The 16,790-nt window shown below is 68.1% G+C and carries 18 protein-coding genes and 4 tRNA genes; 20 read left to right on the top strand and 2 right to left on the bottom strand.

The genetic code is table 11. The features are described from left to right. Positions 1-26 precede the first annotated feature (26 nt). Positions 27-638, bottom strand: a complete 612-nt coding sequence (locus tag AAF604_17510; GenBank protein MEM7051468.1) for a septal ring lytic transglycosylase RlpA family protein — start codon at positions 636-638, stop codon at positions 27-29. A 541-nt stretch (positions 639-1,179) separates the two neighbouring features. Continuing rightward, on the bottom strand, positions 1,180-2,604 hold the full coding sequence (gene purB / locus AAF604_17505) for an adenylosuccinate lyase (GenBank protein MEM7051467.1): 1,425 nt from the start codon (positions 2,602-2,604) through the stop codon (positions 1,180-1,182). Positions 2,605-2,785: 181 nt separating this feature from the next. Here purB and AAF604_17500 point away from each other — a divergent pair, with 181 nt between their 5' ends. The 20 genes from AAF604_17500 to AAF604_17405 form a co-directional block, all read left to right on the top strand. Continuing rightward, positions 2,786-4,042 (top strand): arginine deiminase family protein, encoded by a 1,257-nt coding sequence (locus AAF604_17500; GenBank protein MEM7051466.1) that lies wholly within the window; start codon positions 2,786-2,788, stop codon positions 4,040-4,042. Further along, positions 4,039-4,989, top strand: a complete 951-nt coding sequence (locus AAF604_17495; protein MEM7051465.1) for a carbamate kinase — start codon at positions 4,039-4,041, stop codon at positions 4,987-4,989. Before AAF604_17500 ends, AAF604_17495 begins: the two co-directional genes overlap by 4 nt. Before the next feature lie 183 nt (positions 4,990-5,172). Further along, the gene (gene argF, locus AAF604_17490) at positions 5,173-6,108 is read left to right on the top strand and encodes an ornithine carbamoyltransferase (protein MEM7051464.1); all 936 of its coding nucleotides are present in this window, start codon (positions 5,173-5,175) and stop codon (positions 6,106-6,108) included. A gap of 38 nt (positions 6,109-6,146) precedes the next feature. Next, positions 6,147-6,875, top strand: coding sequence for a ubiquinone/menaquinone biosynthesis methyltransferase (locus AAF604_17485; GenBank protein MEM7051463.1), 729 nt, complete (start codon positions 6,147-6,149; stop codon positions 6,873-6,875). Next, positions 6,872-7,801, top strand: a complete 930-nt coding sequence (folD, locus tag AAF604_17480; protein ID MEM7051462.1) for a bifunctional methylenetetrahydrofolate dehydrogenase/methenyltetrahydrofolate cyclohydrolase FolD — start codon at positions 6,872-6,874, stop codon at positions 7,799-7,801. Before AAF604_17485 ends, folD begins: the two co-directional genes overlap by 4 nt. Next, entirely contained in the window at positions 7,798-8,391 is a 594-nt protein-coding gene (gene coaE / locus AAF604_17475) for a dephospho-CoA kinase (protein MEM7051461.1), read from the top strand. The genes folD and coaE overlap by 4 nt, the downstream gene beginning before the upstream one ends. After that, positions 8,388-8,942, top strand: a complete 555-nt coding sequence (locus AAF604_17470; protein ID MEM7051460.1) for a non-canonical purine NTP pyrophosphatase — start codon at positions 8,388-8,390, stop codon at positions 8,940-8,942. Before coaE ends, AAF604_17470 begins: the two co-directional genes overlap by 4 nt. Before the next feature lie 281 nt (positions 8,943-9,223). After that, positions 9,224-9,673 carry a 50S ribosomal protein L13 gene (rplM, locus tag AAF604_17465; GenBank protein ID MEM7051459.1) on the top strand — a complete coding sequence of 150 codons (450 nt, stop codon included), beginning with the start codon at positions 9,224-9,226 and terminating at the stop codon, positions 9,671-9,673. 22 nt (positions 9,674-9,695) lie between these two features. Next, positions 9,696-10,091 carry a 30S ribosomal protein S9 gene (rpsI, locus tag AAF604_17460; GenBank protein ID MEM7051458.1) on the top strand — a complete coding sequence of 132 codons (396 nt, stop codon included), beginning with the start codon at positions 9,696-9,698 and terminating at the stop codon, positions 10,089-10,091. A gap of 5 nt (positions 10,092-10,096) precedes the next feature. Further along, positions 10,097-10,846, top strand: a complete 750-nt coding sequence (gene rpsB / locus AAF604_17455; protein ID MEM7051457.1) for a 30S ribosomal protein S2 — start codon at positions 10,097-10,099, stop codon at positions 10,844-10,846. A gap of 135 nt (positions 10,847-10,981) precedes the next feature. Then, entirely contained in the window at positions 10,982-11,632 is a 651-nt protein-coding gene (tsf, locus tag AAF604_17450; GenBank protein MEM7051456.1) for a translation elongation factor Ts, read from the top strand. Between the two features lie 22 nt (positions 11,633-11,654). Then, positions 11,655-12,374, top strand: a complete 720-nt coding sequence (pyrH, locus tag AAF604_17445) for a UMP kinase (protein MEM7051455.1) — start codon at positions 11,655-11,657, stop codon at positions 12,372-12,374. Positions 12,375-12,466: 92 nt separating this feature from the next. Then, positions 12,467-13,021, top strand: coding sequence for a ribosome recycling factor (frr, locus tag AAF604_17440; GenBank protein MEM7051454.1), 555 nt, complete (start codon positions 12,467-12,469; stop codon positions 13,019-13,021). Positions 13,022-13,078: 57 nt separating this feature from the next. Beyond that, on the top strand, positions 13,079-13,816 hold the full coding sequence (locus AAF604_17435; GenBank protein MEM7051453.1) for an RNA methyltransferase: 738 nt from the start codon (positions 13,079-13,081) through the stop codon (positions 13,814-13,816). 85 nt (positions 13,817-13,901) lie between these two features. Further along, positions 13,902-15,938 carry a glycosyltransferase family 39 protein gene (locus AAF604_17430; GenBank protein MEM7051452.1) on the top strand — a complete coding sequence of 679 codons (2,037 nt, stop codon included), beginning with the start codon at positions 13,902-13,904 and terminating at the stop codon, positions 15,936-15,938. 63 nt (positions 15,939-16,001) lie between these two features. Continuing rightward, positions 16,002-16,076, top strand: a tRNA-Thr gene (locus tag AAF604_17425). Positions 16,077-16,103: 27 nt separating this feature from the next. Then, positions 16,104-16,189: transfer RNA gene (locus AAF604_17420), tRNA-Tyr, on the top strand. A 4-nt stretch (positions 16,190-16,193) separates the two neighbouring features. Beyond that, a tRNA-Gly gene (locus tag AAF604_17415) sits at positions 16,194-16,268 on the top strand. Positions 16,269-16,472: 204 nt separating this feature from the next. Then, positions 16,473-16,547: transfer RNA gene (locus AAF604_17410), tRNA-Thr, on the top strand. Positions 16,548-16,651: 104 nt separating this feature from the next. Next, the coding region (locus tag AAF604_17405) for a GTP-binding protein (GenBank protein ID MEM7051451.1) at positions 16,652-16,790 on the top strand (139 nt) is incomplete at its 3' end.

Here is a 16,790-nt window from a genome sequence, read left to right as displayed (position 1 = left end):
GTAGGGAGGGCCTGGGAGGAGGGAAACTAGAGGGTGACGACGAGGGCGTCGAAGCCGCGGGATCTCAGGCGTCTTCGGAGGTCTTCGGCGTCGCAGCGGTCGTCGAATTTTCCGACTCGGACGCGGTACCAGCCGTTTTTGCGCTCGACTCTGGCGCCTTGGAAGCTGGCGCCGACTTCGGCGGCGAGGCTTTCGGCGCGGTGGGATTCTTGGAAGGCGCCGAGCTGGACGGTGTAGTAGCGCGCTTCGGGCGGCTCGATCAGCGCCAGCTCGACTTTGGCGGTGCCCGGTCCGACCATTTCGATGCGCTCGGCGGCGGCTTTGGAGAGGTCGATGATGCGGCCACGGATGAAGGGGCCGCGGTCGTTGATGCGCACCTGGACGCGCAGCCCGTTGTCGAGGTTGCGCACTTCGACGACGGTGCCGAAGGGCAGGGTTTTGTGGGCCGCCGTCATGTCGCGGGTGTCGAAGCGTTCGCCGCTGGCCGTCGGCCGGCCCTGGAAGCCAGGGCCGTACCAGGAGGCGATGCCGCGCTCGAAGACTTTGCCCGGACGTCGCGGGGTCGGCGTCGGGCCGGTGCAGGCGGCGAGGAGCAGGAGGGCGCCGAGGGCGCCGGCTATGAAGCGCGGACGATCCATCGGGAGGAGATTCTACTGTGCTTGGGGTCGCTTCCGCCTTCGAACTGCTGTCGCAGCAGTCAGCCGTGTCCTAACCCAGTGCACAGCTTCCGAGCGCAAAGCGCGAGGCGGCGCCGGAGGCACCGAGGATAGGGGCGCCCGGCGAGGGGCGCCCGGCGAGGGGTGAGGGCGAACGACATGTGCGTTCGCCCGGGCCGCGCAGGCGAGGGTGGCGCCTCTGGACCCGGAATAGCCTATCCGCAGAAAGCGGGCGTCTGCTATTCGAGCAGACGCCTTCGAGCGCGATCAGCGCGAGGCAGCGGCAAAGCCGCTGAGGACGGGGGCGCCGGCGAGGGGTGAAGGCGCACGACATGTGCGTGCGCCTGAGGGGGGCGCCTTTAGCCCCGAAGTAACTAATCGGCAGAAAGCAGCCGTCTGCTAACGAGCAGGCGGCTTCCGAGGGCGAAAGCGCGAGGCGGCGGCAAAAGCCGCCGAGGATGGGGGTGAGCCCGCACGACATGTGCGTGCGGGCGAGGGGGGCGCCTTTAGCCCCCCTGAAACACTAGATCCTTGGCGCTTCGATCTCGGCGGCGGTGAGCTGGTCGAGGGCTGGCTCGATGACTTCGCTGAGGAGCTCCCGGACCTGCTGGCCGGATCGGCCGGTGAAGGCCTGGGGGTCGAGCCAGCTCTCGACTTCGGCGCGCTCGAGGCGGAAGTCGCCGTCGCCGACGATGCGCTCGATGAGGTCGTTGCTGCCGCCGCCTTCGAGTCGGCTCTGGGCCTCGAGGCTGTACTGGCGAATGCGCTCGTGGAGCTCCTGGCGATCGCCGCCGCGCAGCACCGCCTGCATGAGGAGGGTTTCGCTGGCCATGAAGGGCAGCTCGCGGGCTACGCGGCTGGCGACCGCTCCTTCGCGTACCGTCAGACCTTCCGCAATGTGGGCGGCGAGGCCGAGGACGGCGTCGGCGGTGAGGAAGGCGTCGGGAATCACCAAGCGCCGATTGGCGGAGTCGTCGAGGCTGCGCTCGAGCCACTGGGTGGCGGTATTCAAGGGGCCGTTGAGGGCGTCCGTCATCAGGCGCCGGGCGAGGGCGCACATGCGCTCGGCGCGCACCGGATTGCGCTTGTAGGCCATTGCCGAGGAGCCGACCTGGTGCTGGTCGAAGGGCTCCGAAAGCTCTCCGACGCCCTGCAGTAGGCGCAGGTCGGTGCCCATCTTGTGGCAGCTCTCGCCGATGCCGGCGAGGGCCGCCAGGATCTGGCTGTCCTGCTTGCGGGGATAGGTCTGGCCGGTGACGGCGGCGCGGCGGGCGAAGCCAAGGTGCTCGGCGATCAGGTGATCGAGCTGGCGTACTTTGTCGTGGTCGCCGTCGAACAGTGTCAGGTAGCTGGCCTGGGTGCCGGTGGTGCCCTTGGCGCCGCGGCAGCGCAGGTTGGCGATGCGGTGTTGCAGCTCCTCGAGGTCGAGGTGGAAGTCCTGCAGCCAGAGCCCCGCCCGCTTGCCGACGGTGGTGAGCTGGGCCGGCTGGAAATGGGTGTAGGCGAGGGCCGGAAGGTCCTGGTGGCGGCGCGCGAAGTCGGCCAGGTTGCGCAGCACCGCCGCCACCCGACCGACCAGCAGCTCGAGGGCCTGGCGGGCGAGCAGGAGATCGGCGTTGTCGGTGACGAAGGCGCTGGTGGCCCCGAGATGCAGGATGCCGCCGGCGTCGCCGGTCTGCTCGGCGTAGTGGCGCAGGTGGGCGACCACGTCGTGGCGCGTCTGGCGCTCGAGCTCGGCGACGCGCTCGAGGTCGACGTCGTCGCGGCGGGCTTCGAGGGTGGCGATCTGCTCGGCGCTGATCGGCAGGCCGAGCTGGCGCTGGGCCTCGGCCAGGGCAATCCAGATGCGGCGCCAGGTGCGATAGCGGTTGCGGGCGGAGAAAATCGCCGCCATCGGGCGGGAGGCGTAGCGCTGGTGGAGCGGATTCTGCGGGCTTTCGGCGGCCATGGCGGCGCAGTTTAGCAGTCCTCGCGAAGGCTTTCGGGAGCGGCCGCCGGGCGATTCCCGAGAGGCTCTTCGGAGGGCTTCCCGAAGGGGCCCGACGCAGCCCTCCGACGCCGTCCCGGACCGGGTCGGGGCTGGTATATAGTTTCGGCCAGTCGCCCGTCCCTCGACGGCGAAACCCACCATGAAGATCTGCATCGAATCGGAGCTCGACCCCCTCAAGACGGTGCTGGTTCACCGTCCCGGTCTGGAGGTCGATCGCATGGTTCCGTCGATGATGGAGCGCTTGCTCTTCGACGACATCCTCTACGGTGCCGAAGCGCGGCGCGAGCACGGCCTGTTTTGCACTGTGCTGGAGCGCGCCGGCGTCGAAGTGCTGCGCGCCGGCGAGCTGCTCGCCGATGCCCTCGCCGAGGACGGTGCCCGCGACTTCGTGCTCGGCGAGCTGTCGGATCTCGACGCCGCCACGATCGGGGTGCTGCGAGCCTTGCCGGCGGAGGAGCTGGCTTCGGCTCTGATCGAAGGGCTGCCGGATCCCGACCGGGAATCCTCCGGACGCTTCTTCCTGCTCGATCCGTTGCCCAATTACTTCTTCCAGCGGGATCCCCAGATCATGCTCGGCCGCCAGGTGATGATCTCGGCGATGGCGACCACCGCCCGCGGCCGTGAGCCGCTGCTGGCCCGCACCTTGTTCAGCTTTCATCCGGAGCTGGCGCCGGCCTTCGAGTCCCTCGCCGCCATCGACGGCCTGCCGAGCGCCGCTCCGACCCTCGATCCGACCTATCCCTATCCGACCGTCGAGGGCGGAGACGTGCTGGTTCCGAGCCCCGAGGTGATCCTGATCGGGGTCAGCGAGCGCACCAATCGCTGGGGGGTCGAAGCTCTTGCCGAGTCGCTGCGCTGCCAGGACACCAGCTTCCGTCACCTGATCGTGGTCGAGCTTCCGCGACGTCGTTCCTACATGCACCTCGACACCGTCTTCACCTTCATCGACCGCGATCTGTGCCTCGGTTTTCCGCCGGTGATCGATCCCGGAACGCCTCAGTCGGCGCACGTCTACCGCGTCGATCTCGATGCCCCACAGCTCGCCTTCACCGTCCAGACCTCGCTGGTGCGGGCGTTGGCGGAGGTCGGCCTGGAGGTCGAGATCCTGCCCTGCGGTGGCGCCGAGCTGCTGCACCAGGAGCGCGAGCAGTGGACCGACGGCGCCAACGCCTTCGCCATCGAGCCCGGGGTGATCCTGCTCTACCGCCGCAACCGCTACACCCTCGACGAGCTCGATCGCCGCGGCTGGCGAGTGGTCGGAGAGGAGGATGTGGCGGCAGGGGAGCCGGTGGTCGGCCACGGGCCGACGGTAGTCACCCTGGGAGGCAATGAGCTGTCCCGCGCCCGCGGTGGGCCGCGCTGCATGACCATGGCCCTCGAACGAGGCTCTCGGTGAACCAGCCGCGTCCCCTGGCTCTGGTCGCCTTCGGCGGCAATGCCCTGCTGCGCTCGGACGATCTCGGCGTCATCGAGGAGCAGCGCCGGCGGGCCGATGCCGCCGCCGGCTGGCTCATCGACTTGGTGCACCGGCGTTACCAGTTGGTGGTGGTGCACGGCAACGGACCGCAGGTCGGGCAGGTGCTGATTCAGATGGAGGAGGCGGCGAACAAGATTCCGCCCAGCCCCCTCGATGTCGCCGTCGCCCAGACCGAGGGCAGCATGGGCTTCTTGCTCGAAAAGGCGCTGCGCAATCGCCTGATCGCCGACGGCTCCGGGCCCGAGGTCAGCACGCTGCTCAGCATGGTGGTGGTGGATCGCGCCGACCCCGGCTTCGCGGCGCCCACCAAGCCCGTCGGCCCCTTCTTCTCGCGCTACCGCGCCCAGAACTTGCAGCGTGATCACGGCTGGACGATGGTCGAAGACTCCGGCCGGGGCTGGCGCAAGGTGGTGCCGAGCCCGCGGCCGCTGGAGGTTCTCGGGGTGCCGACCTTGCGCACCCTGCTCGACCGTGGCGACATCGTGATCGCCGGCGGCGGCGGCGGGATTCCGGTGGTGCGTGACGATGCCGGCGAGCTGGTGGGGGTCGAGGCAGTGATCGACAAGGATCGCACCGCGGCGCTGGTGGCGCGCGACCTGGCTGCCGATCTCTTGATCAATCTCACCGGCATTCCCGAGGTGCGCAAGAACTTCGGTGGCTTGGACGAGCAGGCGCTGCCCCATCTGACCGCCGCCGAGGCCCGGGAGCTGCTCGACCGCGGCGAGTTCCCGGTCGGCAGCATGGGGCCCAAGATCGAGTCGGCCCTCGACTTCGTCGAGTCCACCGGCAAGGAAGTGTTGATCACCGACATCGAGACCCTGCCGGCGGCGATGGCCGGCAAGGGAGGAACCCGGCTCGCCCCCTGACGGGGCGACTCGTCGGAGGGCGCGGTCGCTCGATGCCGCCCGCCGGATCTATCGCTTATTCCAGGGTCGGACCCCGTGGGCCGACCGCTCGGAAAGGCCGGCGCGCCGAGCCGGCCGGACCGAATGTCAGCATGGTGCCGCCGCCGCGAGACCGCGCGCAATGGCTCCAGGAGGATTCGAAACTTGTCCCTGCGCCACCTCATTTCCATCCATGACCTCGCCGCGGGCCAGGTGGCCCGCTTGTTCGATCTCGCCGAGTCGGTCAAGGCCGATCCCGGCGCCTACCGCAGCGCTCTGGCCGGTCAGACGCTGGCGATGATCTTCCAGAAGTCGTCCACCCGCACCCGGGTCAGCTTCGAGGCGGGAACCTTCCAACTCGGCGGCCACGCGCTCTTTCTCTCCAGTCGCGACATTCAGCTCGGTCGGGGAGAGCCGATCTCCGACACCGCCCAGGTTCTGTCGCGCTACGTCGACGGCATCATGGCGCGCACCTTCGACCACGGCGATGTCACCGGTCTGGCGGAGCATGGCTCGATTCCGGTGATCAACGGCTTGACCGACGATCTCCACCCCTGTCAGGGGCTGACCGACTACTTCACCCTGCGCGAGGTGTTCGGCGATCTCGCCGGCCGCAAGATCACCTATGTCGGCGATGGCAACAACATGGCCCACTCGCTGATGCTGGGGGCGCCCAAGGTCGGGATGGACATCACCATCGCTTGCCCGGCGGGTTACGAGCCGGCGGCCGACTATCGGCAACTGGCGGAGGGCGATGCCGCCGCCGCCGGAAACCGGGTGGAGGTGACCAGCGACGTCGCGGCGGCGGTGGCCGGGGCGAGCTGCATCTACACCGACGTCTGGGCTTCCATGGGGCAGGAGGAAGAGCAGCAGAAGCGCCTGGCCGACTTCGCCGGTTTCACCGTCGACTCGGCCCTGATGGCGCGGGCGGCGGACGACGCGGTGTTCCTCCACTGTCTGCCGGCGCATCGCGGCGAGGAGGTCTCGGCGGAGGTCGCCGATGGCCCCCAGAGCCGTATTTTCGACCAGGCCGAGAACCGACTGCACGTGCAGAAGGCGATCATGCTCGCGTTGATGGGCGGCAGCGACTACGCCCTCTAGGTGGCGGTGCGCCGCCTTCGGCCAAGAGTCCTCAATCGATGACTTCATCGCGGGAAATGACCGAGTCACCGCCGTCCGTCGACAAGAGTCCGCAGGCGGTGCGCGACATGTTCGCGGGCGTGGCGCCGCGTTACGACCTGCTCAACCATCTGCTCACCGGAAATCTCGATTTTCTGTGGCGGCGGCGGGCGACGGCGGCCCTGAAGCCACGGCCTGGGGAGCGCATTCTCGACCTCTGCTCCGGCACCGGCGACCAGGCCCTCGGGGCGGGGCGCCGGGGGGCGCGGGTGGCGGCGGCGGATTTCTGCGTTCCCATGCTGGCACTGTCGCGCGCCAAGTTCGCCGCCGTGACCTCGCCGGGGCCTTGGCCGCTGGCGGCGGACGCTCTCGCCTTGCCCTTCTCGGAGGGGCGCTTCGCCGGTGCCACCGTGTCCTTCGGGTTGCGCAACGTTTCCGACCTCGATGCCGCCCTGCGCCAGCTCGCCACCAGCCTGCAGGCCGGCGGTCGGTTGGTGGTGCTGGAGTTCGCGCTACCCGAGAATCGCCTGCTGCGCGGCCTCTACCTGGCCTACTTTCAGCGCGTCCTGCCGTTCATCGGTCGCCTGGTCTCGCCGCGCGGCTCGGCCTACAAATACCTGCCCGACTCGGTGGTCGGCTTTCCCCAGCGGCAGGAGTTTCTCGACCACATGGCGGCGGCCGGATTCGAAAACTTGACCTACAAGAACCTGGCAGGCGGAACGGTCTGCCTCTACAGGGGTACGACGTGAAGATCGAAGACAAGATTCTCGATGGCAAGGCGGTGGCGGCGGAGATTCGCCGCGAGGTCGCCGAAGGAGTGCGCGAGTTGGTGGCGGCCGGTGGCCGGCCGCCGGGCCTGGGGGTCGTGCTGGTGGGCGAGGATCCCGCCTCCAAGGTCTACGTCGGCATGAAGACGCGGGCCTGCGAAGAGGCCGGCATGAAGGGGGTGTCGATTCGCCTGCCGGCGTCCGCCTCGGCGGAGGAGGTGCGGGCCAAGGTCGAGGAGCTCAATACCGCCGATGACGTCGACGGCTTTTTGGTCCAGCTGCCGCTGCCCAAGGCGATCGACGAGCGCGACATCCTCGATCGGGTCGATCCGGCGAAGGACGTCGACGGCTTCCACGCCGTCAACGTCGGTCGCCTGTGGCTCGACCAGGACGCCCTGACGCCGGCGACGCCGAGCGGCGTGATGGAGATGCTGCGGCGCTACGACATTCCCCTCGCCGGCCGGCGGGCCGTGGTGGTGGGGCGCAGCGCCATCGTCGGCAAGCCGATGGCGGCCCTCCTGCTGCGCGAGAACTGCACCGTCACCGTGTGCCACTCGCGGACCCGCGATCTGGCCGCCGTTTGCCGTCAGGCGGATCTCCTGATCGCCGCCGTCGGCCGCCCGGCGATGATCGGCCCCGACCACGTTCGCGAGGGCGCCATCGTGGTCGATGTCGGCACCAATCGGGTGGAGGATCGGGCCGAGGTCGAGCGCCTCTTCCCGGGCGACGAGAAGCGCCTGGCGACCCTCGAAAAGCGCGGCGGCGTGCTGGTCGGGGATGTCGACTTCACCCACGTCCGGCCGAAAGCGGAGGCGATCACGCCGGTGCCCGGAGGGGTCGGTCCGCTGACCGTGGCAATGCTGCTCTCGAACACCCTGAAGGCGGCGCGCCGGCGCCAGGGGCGATGACCCGGCCCCGGATCGTCGGCCTCACCGGAGGCCTGGCGAGCGGTAAGTCGACGGTGGCGGAGATGCTGCGCCGCGCCGGTGTCGAGGTGGTCGATGCGGACCGCCTGGTGGCCGATCTCTACCGTCCCGGCGAGGTCGGTGCGAAAGCGATCGCCGAGCTCTTCGGCGAGGCCGCCCTCGATGCCGAGGGGGCCGTCGACCATGCGGCGGTGGCGGCCCGCGTCTTCGCCGATCCGGATCTGCGTCACGCCCTCGAGGCCCGCATCCACCCGCTGGTGCGGCAGGAGTTCGCCCGCCGTGCGGCCGCGGCGGAGGGGCCCATCGTGCTCGAGGCGACGCTCCTCGTGGAGGCCGGTTACGACGAGGACTTCGACCTCGTGGTGACCGTCGAAGCGGCCCACGAGACGCGGCTGCGGCGGGCCATCGCGCGCGGCATGACGGAGGCCGAGGCGCAGGCTCGCCTGGTGGCCCAGGGCGATGGCGCGCCGCGCCGGGCGGCGGCCGACCGGGTGATCGACAACGACGGCGATCTCGCCGCCCTCGAGCAGCAGGTCGAGGCGCTGGTGGCCGACTTGCGGGGAAAATCGTGACGGTCCCTGCGGGGGACTTCGTCTTGGTGACCGGCAATCCCAACAAAGCGCGGGAAGCGGAGAACATTCTGGGCTTTCCGGTGGCCACCGAAGCGGTCGATCTGCCTGAGATCCAGAGCCTCGACCTCCTCGCGGTGCTGGAGGCGAAGGGCGATGAAGCCTGGCGTCGCCTGCGGCGGCCGTTGGTGGTCGAGGAGACCGGCTTGTTCCTGCCCGCCCTCGGAGGATTTCCCGGCCCCTTGGTCAAGTGGATGCTGGCGGCCATCGGCCCCGAGGGCATTGCGCGCACCGTGCTGGCCCTCGACGACGCCCGCGCCGAAGCGCGCTGCGCTGTCCTCTACCGCGATGCCGAAGGTTCGCGGGTGGCGGTGGGCTCCGACCACGGCACCCTGGTGCTTCCGGGACGAGGCGCCGGTGGCTTTGGCTGGGATCCGGTCTTCATGCCGCACGGGGCGACCGAGACCGTGGCCGAGCTCGGCGAGAACTGGAAGAACCGCCACGGACATCGCGGCCAGGCCTGGCGCCGACTGGGGGCGGTCGAGGGAGGTTAGAAGCGACTCGCATCTGCCGTCGAGACACGGTCTTGGGGCGGCCTTCTCTCGGGGGTTCCCGCGGCTCGGCCTTCGTGTTACTGTTCCGGCTCTTGCGCCGCGGCCGCCGGGTCGGTGGCGTCTCATCCTCCGGCAGGACCGCTCGTCGGATTCGCCTTGCCCCTTGGGGCACGGACTCTTGACAGGCGGATTCCGACCGCCTACGATCGAGGACCCTTTGCGCCGCGAAGGCTGGCTTTGGTCTGCCACGACGGCGAATCAAGAGTTGGATGGAGAGGACGATGAGCAGAACCTACAGCCCCAAGCTGTCCGAGATCGACCGGCGCTGGTACGTCGTCGATGCGGCGGGGGTTTCCCTGGGCCGACTGGCGGCGAGGGTTGCCCGCATTCTGATGGGCAAGCACAAGCCGACCTGGGCGCCGCACCTCGACACGGGCGATTTCGTCATCGTCCTCAATGCCGAGAAGACGGTCCTCACCGGGCGCAAGGAAGAACAGAAGATCTATTACCGCCACAGTGGCCGGCCGGGTGGCCTCAAGCAGCAGACCGCTGCCGAGCTGCGCCAGCGCAAGCCGGAAAAGCTGATCGAGTTCGCGGTCCGCGGCATGCTTCCGAAGGGCCCCCTCGGTCGTCGGCAGGGCAAGAAGCTCAAGGTCTACGCTGGCGGCGAGCATCCGCACGCGGCCCAGCAGCCGGAAGTCCTCGAGCTCACCGCCCAGGCGGCAGGATAGGGAAGGTTAGAAGGAGAGCGCTTTGAGCCCCAACACTCAGTACTACGGAACGGGACGCCGCAAGACGGCGGCGGCGAGGGTCTTCCTTCGGCCGGGATCGGGCAACGTGACCGTCAACGGTCGTGACCTCGACACCTACTTCCCGAACGACATTCACAAGATGGTCATCAAGCAGCCCCTGCAGCTCACCGAGACGGTCGAGAAGTTCGACATCTTCGTCACGGTGAAGGGCGGTGGTAGTACCGGGCAGGCGGGCGCTGTGCGCCACGGCATCTCCCGGGCGCTGCTCGAGTACAACGCCGAGCTGCGGGACCGGCTCAAGTCGGCCGGCCTGCTGACCCGCGATCCTCGCAAGAAGGAGCGCAAGAAGTACGGTCAGAAGGGCGCCCGGGCTCGCTTCCAGTTCAGCAAGAGGTAATGGCGATGGTCGAAGTCAGTATGAGAGAGCTGCTGGAAGCGGGGGTCCACTTCGGGCACCAGACCCGGCGCTGGAACCCCAAGATGAAGCGCTACATCTTTGGCAAGCGCAGTGGCATCTACATCATCGATCTGCAGAAGACCCTCGCGATGGTCGACGATGCGGTCGAGTTCGTCCGGGCCCTGGCGGCCAACGGCAAGACGCTGCTCTTCGTGGGCACCAAGCGCCAGGCCCAAGAGGTGATCGCCGAAGAGGCCAAGCGCTGTGGTGGCTTCTCCGTGACCCACCGCTGGCTGGGTGGCACGTTGACCAACTTCACCACCATTCGCCAGTCGATCGATCAGCTCCACGAGATCGAAGCGCGCCTCGCCGACGAGGCCAGCTCGATGACCAAGAAGGAGCGTCTGCGGCTCGAGCGCGAGCGCGACCGGATGGCCCGCAACCTCGATGGTATTCGCGAGATGAAGCGGGTTCCGGATGCCCTGTTCGTGGTCGATCCGAAGCGCGAGGGCATTGCCGTGGCGGAGGCCAACAAGCTCGGCATTCCGGTGATCGCCATCGTCGACACCAATTGCGACCCCGAGCTGGTCGACTTCATCATTCCGGGCAACGACGACGCGATTCGGTCGATCCGACTGTTCGCTTCGAAGCTCGCCGACGCCTTCCTCGAGGGATCTCAGCGCCTCGACCAGGCGGAGATGATTCGCAGCAAGGATGCCGCCCCGGCGGCGGCCGAGGGCGGAGCTTCCGCCTAGGAAGACCAGACACCAGAGAGCCCGAGCCTGTGTTCAATGGGTGAGGGGCTGAAGAGAAAAGGTCAGTCGAACAAAGCTCGGTCTGGCCTTTTCTTTTGTCCGGCGAAGTCGCCGGGAGACGAAGGAGACTGCACGATGCAAGTGACCGCTCAGATGGTCAAGGAGCTTCGCGAGCGCACCAGCGCTGGCATGATGGACTGCAAGAAGGCCCTGATGGAGACCGGGGGCGACCTCAAGGCGGCGGCCGAGTACCTGCGCAAGAAGGGCTTGGCGGCGGCGGCCGAGAAGGCCGGCCGGATCGCCGCCGAAGGCGCCGTGGGCAGCTATATCCACGCCGGCGGCAAGATCGGCGTGTTGGTGGAGGTCAACTGTGAGACCGACTTCGTGGCTCGCACCGATGAGTTCCAGGCGCTGATCAAGGACATCGCCATGCACATCGCCGCCGCCCAGCCGAAGTTCATCGAGCGTGGCGAAGTGACGTCCAGTCTGCTCGACAAGGAGCGCGAGATCTTCCGCCAGCAGGCGATCGATGCCGGCAAACCGGAGCAGGTCGTCGACCGCATCGTCGAAGGCAAGATCGGCAAGTACTACTCCGAGCACTGCCTCCTCGAGCAGGCCTTCGTCAAAGATCCGGACAAGTCCGTCGGCGACATGATCTCCGAGAAGGTCGCCAAGATCGGCGAGAACATCAAGGTGCGCCGCTTCGAGCGTTACCTCCTCGGCGAGGGTCTCGAGAAGCGCTCCGAGGACTTCGCGGCCGAGGTCCAGGCCCAGATGGGCGCCTGACCGGCGAGCCGAAGATCGCACCATGACGCAAGCGGCGAAATACGGGCGCATCCTGCTGAAGCTCTCGGGAGAAGCCCTGATGGGCTCCCAGTCCTTTGGTATCGACGAGAGCATGGTGTCTTCGATCAGCGAAGACATCTGCGAAGTCCATGAGCTGGGAGTCCAGATCGCCATCGTCATCGGCGGCGGCAACATCATTCGCGGACTGGCGGCGAGCCACCGCGGCATCGACCGGGTGACCGGCGATTACATGGGGATGTTGGGCACGGTGATCAACGCCCTCGCCCTGCAGGATCGGCTGGAGAAGTGCGGCGTCACGACGCGGGTGCAGACCGCCCTCGACATGCGTGACGTCGCCGAGCCCTTTATTCGACGGCGGGCCCTGCGCCACCTCGAGAAGGGGCGCATCGTCATCTTTGCGGCCGGCACCGGCAATCCGTTCTTCACCACCGACAGTGCGGCGGCGCTGCGCGCCAACGAGATCAACGCCGACATCCTCCTCAAGGCGACCAATGTCGCCGGCATTTACAGCGCCGATCCGCGCCTCGATCCGCAGGCCGAGCTCTTGCCGGAGGTCACCTACCAGCAGCTCCTCGAGCGCAATCTGCGGGTGATGGACGCCGCCGCCATCAGCCTCTGCCGCGACAACGGCATTCCGATCGCCGTCTTCGACCTCCACGACCGCGGCAGTACCGGCCGTGTGGTGCGCGGTGAGGCGGTGGGATCGGTGGTGACCTCCTGAGCCTCGGCCGGCGCAGCGATTGACAGAGCGCTCCGGCAGCGAGAAGATCTTTGTCTCCTGTCGTTAACGGCCTTTCCACCGAGGGAGGACATATGCAAGAGCTGTTTCGCGAGATCGAGATCAAGATGAAGCAGGTGGTAGACCACCTGCACCACGAACTGAAGACCTTGCGGACCGGTCGCGCATCCCTCTCGATGCTGGATGGCGTGACGGTGGACTACTACGGGACTCCGACGCCGCTCAATCAGCTCGCCGGATTGAGCGTCCCGGAGCCCACGATGATCGTCGCCCAGGCCTACGACAAGAGCCAGATCGGTGCCATCGAGAAGGCCATCATGCAGGCTGACCTCGGACTCAATCCGTCGAATGACGGGTCGGTGATCCGCATCCCGATCCCACCCCTGACGGAGGAGCGGCGCAAGGAGTTCGTCAAGAAGGCCCACGACCTGTCCGAGTCGAGCCGCAATGGCATCCGCCAGGCGCGGCGCGAGGGCAATGATCGCCTCAAGAAGATGGAGTCGGACAAGGAGATCAGCCAGGACGACGAGCACCGCGGCCACGACGAGATGCAAAAGCTCCACGATCACTACATCAAGCAGATCAACGATGCCCTCGCTGCCAAGGAAGCGGCGATCATGGAGGTCTAGCCCGGGCTAGGCTCCGGCCACGGGTCGCGTTCCGTTCCGGTCGCGATTCCCCTCGAGATGTTCATCTACGGCTACCATCCGGTGCGCGAGGCGTTGCGGCGCCAGGCTTCGGAGGTTCGCAAGGTGATGGTGGCCAGTGCCCGCGGCGGCTCTCGCCGGCGGGAGATCGAGCGCCTCTGCCAGCGCCTCGGCATCCCCCTCGAAGGACTGCATGGCGACCGTCTCGAAGGGCGGGTCCACAACGGATTCGCCGCCGAGCTGGTCGGCGATCGCGCCAAGGCCGGGCGGCGATCCGCCGGCGGTCAGTCCGCCGAGCGGCGGTCCGATCCGGAGCTCCAGGTGCTGGTCGAGGATGTTCAGGACCCGCGCAACCTCGGCGCTCTGCTGCGCGTCGCCGAAGGGGCCGGAGTCGGCCGGCTGATGGTACGGGATCGCGGCTCGGCGCCGCTCAACGCCGCGGCGATCAAGACCTCCGCCGGCGCCAGCGAGTGGCTGCCCGTCGAGCGCATCACCAACTCGGCGCAGGTCATCGAGCGACTGCAGCAGGACGGCTATTGGGTTTACGGCCTGGCCGCCGGCGGCAAGGCGCCCTGGGAGGTCGATCTGCGCGGCAAAGCGGTGCTCTGCTTCGGTGGCGAAGAGAAGGGGCTGCGCGCCCGTACCCGGAACCTCTGCGACGACATCCTCGGCCTGCCGATGCGCGGTCGGGTGGAGAGCCTCAACCTCGCGACCGCCGCCGCGGCGGTGCTCTATGAGGCCGTTCGGCAGCGCCTCGGCGAGGAGCCGAAACCCTGAATCCGGCCGAGCTGCTGGCGGTGGCGACCGGCGCAGCGGCCGCCTTTCTCTTCGTCTCGGTCGGACTCTGGTCGGCTCGGCGCCGGTGGCTCGCGGCTTGCCTGGAGCGCCGCCGCTGGTGGTCCTGTCGGCGGTTTCCCTCGTCCTGCTCTGGTGGGCCGTCGCCGGCTTCTGGACGCTTTCGGCGGTGCAGCGATTCGATCGTGCTGGTGCCGTCCTCTGGGTACTTCTCCTGGCCCTGGTCGGCTGGCGCTGGGGGCGGGGTGGCCAACGGCTGCGATGGCGAAGTCTCTTCGAGCGCCTCCGGGCTCTTCCCGAAGGCTGGCTGTGGTGTGGCGTTCTGGCCGTCGCCTCGCTCCGGCTGCTGCGCAGCCTGGCGGCGCCGCCGCTGGCCTGGGACGCGCTGACCTATCACCTCTACAAGGCCGGTCGCTTCGTGCAGACCGGCGGCTGGGCTCGCGAGCCGGCGCCGGACACCGGGGGAGCCTACGAGTACCTGTCGCCGCTGGTCGAGTCGCTCTATGCCTGGAGCTTACTGCCGACCCACCGTGACGGCTTGGTGCCGCTGGTCGGATTCGCCTTCTGGGGGCTTGGCCAGGTGGCGCTCTACGGCACCGCTCGGGAGCTCGGTGCCGGGCGTCGCGGCAGCCTTTTGGCATCTGCCGCGGTGGCCGCCAGCCCCGCCGCCCTGACTTATCTCGGCAGTGCCTATGTCGACCTCGCCGGCCTGGCCTTCTTTGCCCTTGGCGCCCTCTTCTTCTGCCGCTGGCGTCGCACTCGCCGGTCGCTGGACGGAGTTTTGACCGTTGCTGCTCTCGGGCTCGGAGCCGGAGCCAAGCTGACGTTGGTGCCGGCGGTCGCGGTGCTGGCGGTTTCTTTTCTCTTCACGGCCCGCTCGCTCACCGGGCGCGGCAAGCTACTCGCCCTCGGGGCCGTCGGCGTCGCCGTGCCGCCCTACTTGCGGAGCTGGCTCGAAACCGGGTCGCCGATCTTTCCGGTGGGTCTGGAGATCTTCGGCTGGTCGGGGCATCCGCTGGCGGCGCCGGAAGCCCTGGCCGGCGTGGTCGACACCTTGGCGGGACCTTTCGCGACGGCCGCTCTCCTGCTGTTCGCGCCCTTGGGCGGAGCCTTCAATGGTCCCGGTCCGGCCCTGGTGATCCTGCCCTTGCTGGCCATCGTGGCCTTCGCCGGCTCCGGCCGGCGCCTCGAACGAGGGGTCTTCGCGCTCGTCGCAGTGGTCTCGCTGGCCCTGTTCTTGAGCCCGGCCATGGTGTTGATCCGCACCACCACCATGGCGGCCACCACCGGACGCTACTTTCTGCCGGGGCTGGCGGCGCTGGCGATCCTCGCCGCCGGCTTCCGCGGTCCTTGGGCTCGCGCCCTCGCTTGGCTGGCGGTGATCGGCGGCGCCTGGCTGGCGCGACCTCGGGCCTGGTCGGCGAGCGAGGCCGTTCCGCTGGCGGTGGTATTGGCGCTCGCCGTCGTCGCCATCGCCGTCGTTGCCGGCGTTCGGCGAGGACTGGCCTTGGGGTGGCTCGGGACGCGGGTCGCCATCGTGTCGGCGGCGCTGCTGATCGGGTTGGGGACGGCGGCCCTGGAGCAGGTTCGGCAGGGCCATCGCTATGAGATCTACCGCGCTGCGGCCGAACGTCCGCCCCTCTTCCATCTCCATCGGCTGCACGGCGCCTACGCCGGGGCCTGGCCCCTTTGGCAGGCCCTCGACGGGCCGCGTCCCCTGCGCCTGGCGGTGACCGCCGGTTGGGATCGTCTAGGCCACAACTGGTATCGCTACCCGCTGCTCGGCAGCCGATTGCAGAACCAGGTCTTCTACGTGCCGATCACCGCGGCTGGCGAGGTCGTCGACTATCGCGACGAAACCGCCATCGCCGAGCGCGCCGACCGCCAAGCCTGGCTCCGGCGACTGCGGGCGGAGCGGATCGATGCGGTCGTCTCGCTGGCTCCGCGCTGGACCGTCGAGGACCAATGGCTACGCGCCGCGCCGCAGCTGTTTCGTCGTGTCGCCGGCGACGAGCGCAACTTCCACGCCGCCTTCGGGGTCGATTCGGTCGCCCTCGAGGCCGCCCTCGCAGGCGCCGGAGAGGCCTTGCCAGCGTCGCCTTGAACCGCTAGACTGCCGGTCCCGCGCGGGTGGCAGGATCGCTGTGTGCGGGAACCGGGTCCACTGGCCGGCATAGCTCAGAGGTAGAGCAACTGTCTTGTAAACAGTTGGTCCCCGGTTCGATTCCGGGTGCCGGCTCCAGGTTGGCGGTCCGGTGGCAGGTCTCGGGGAGGTGTGGCCGAGTGGACAAAGGCAGCAGACTGTAAATCTGCCGGGAATTCCCTACGATGGTTCGAATCCATCCGCCTCCACCAACCAGCGGGAGTAACTCAGGGGTAGAGTCACAGCCTTCCAAGCTGTTGGTCGCGGGTTCGAATCCCGTCTCCCGCTCCAACTCCTCTCGGACGTGATCTCGTCGGTTCTGGACTTCCCAATTCAGATCTGGCACAATCGCGCTCCGCTGCCCTCGCGGGCAGCGCTCAAGAGGAGCTTTCGCCCTTCGCCATTGACAGTCGGCGAGGGAGACGGCTAGAGTTGGAGGGTTAGGCCGATGTCGCTGTCCTGGGTTCGGTCCAGGAGAGCGCTCGGCCTTCTTTGGCCCACGTGGCTCAGGGGTAGAGCACTTCCTTGGTAAGGAAGGGGTCACCGGTTCAAATCCGGTCGTGGGCTCCATAATCGTTGTTCATTTCGACGGTAGAGCTTCTTAGCCTAGACCCGAAATATCCACGTCCCGGTGTTCCCGGGCAGCAAGCACTTCAGGAGGCATTCGAGCCGCCATGGGTAAGGAAAAGTTTGAGCGCACAAAGCCGCACGTGAACGTGGGTACGATCGGTCACGTCGATCACGGTAAGACGACGTTGACGGCGGCGATCACGACGGTGTTGGCCTCTCAGGGTCTTGCGGAGACGGTGGCCT

The organism is Acidobacteriota bacterium (assembly GCA_039028635.1).
Taxonomy (GTDB): domain Bacteria; phylum Acidobacteriota; class Thermoanaerobaculia; order Multivoradales; family JBCCEF01; genus JBCCEF01.
Note: the sequence above shows the minus strand (reverse complement) of the source record. Positions and strands in the feature narration are given on the sequence as shown.

Bases quoted from the DNA above. Each gene is read 5' to 3' on its own strand.
- pyrH (MEM7051455.1), top strand. From the start codon at position 11,655: ATGACGCAAGCGGCGAAATACGGGCGCATCCTGCTGAAGCTCTCGGGA.
- AAF604_17485 (MEM7051463.1), top strand. From the start codon at position 6,147: ATGACTTCATCGCGGGAAATGACCGAGTCACCGCCGTCCGTCGACAAG.
- purB (MEM7051467.1), bottom strand. From the start codon at position 2,604: ATGGCCGCCGAAAGCCCGCAGAATCCGCTCCACCAGCGCTACGCCTCC.
- AAF604_17500 (MEM7051466.1), top strand. From the start codon at position 2,786: ATGAAGATCTGCATCGAATCGGAGCTCGACCCCCTCAAGACGGTGCTG.
- frr (MEM7051454.1), top strand. From the start codon at position 12,467: ATGCAAGAGCTGTTTCGCGAGATCGAGATCAAGATGAAGCAGGTGGTA.
- AAF604_17510 (MEM7051468.1), bottom strand. From the start codon at position 638: ATGGATCGTCCGCGCTTCATAGCCGGCGCCCTCGGCGCCCTCCTGCTC.
- coaE (MEM7051461.1), top strand. From the start codon at position 7,798: ATGACCCGGCCCCGGATCGTCGGCCTCACCGGAGGCCTGGCGAGCGGT.
- rpsB (MEM7051457.1), top strand. From the start codon at position 10,097: ATGGTCGAAGTCAGTATGAGAGAGCTGCTGGAAGCGGGGGTCCACTTC.
- rplM (MEM7051459.1), top strand. From the start codon at position 9,224: ATGAGCAGAACCTACAGCCCCAAGCTGTCCGAGATCGACCGGCGCTGG.
- AAF604_17435 (MEM7051453.1), top strand. From the start codon at position 13,079: ATGTTCATCTACGGCTACCATCCGGTGCGCGAGGCGTTGCGGCGCCAG.
- tsf (MEM7051456.1), top strand. From the start codon at position 10,982: ATGCAAGTGACCGCTCAGATGGTCAAGGAGCTTCGCGAGCGCACCAGC.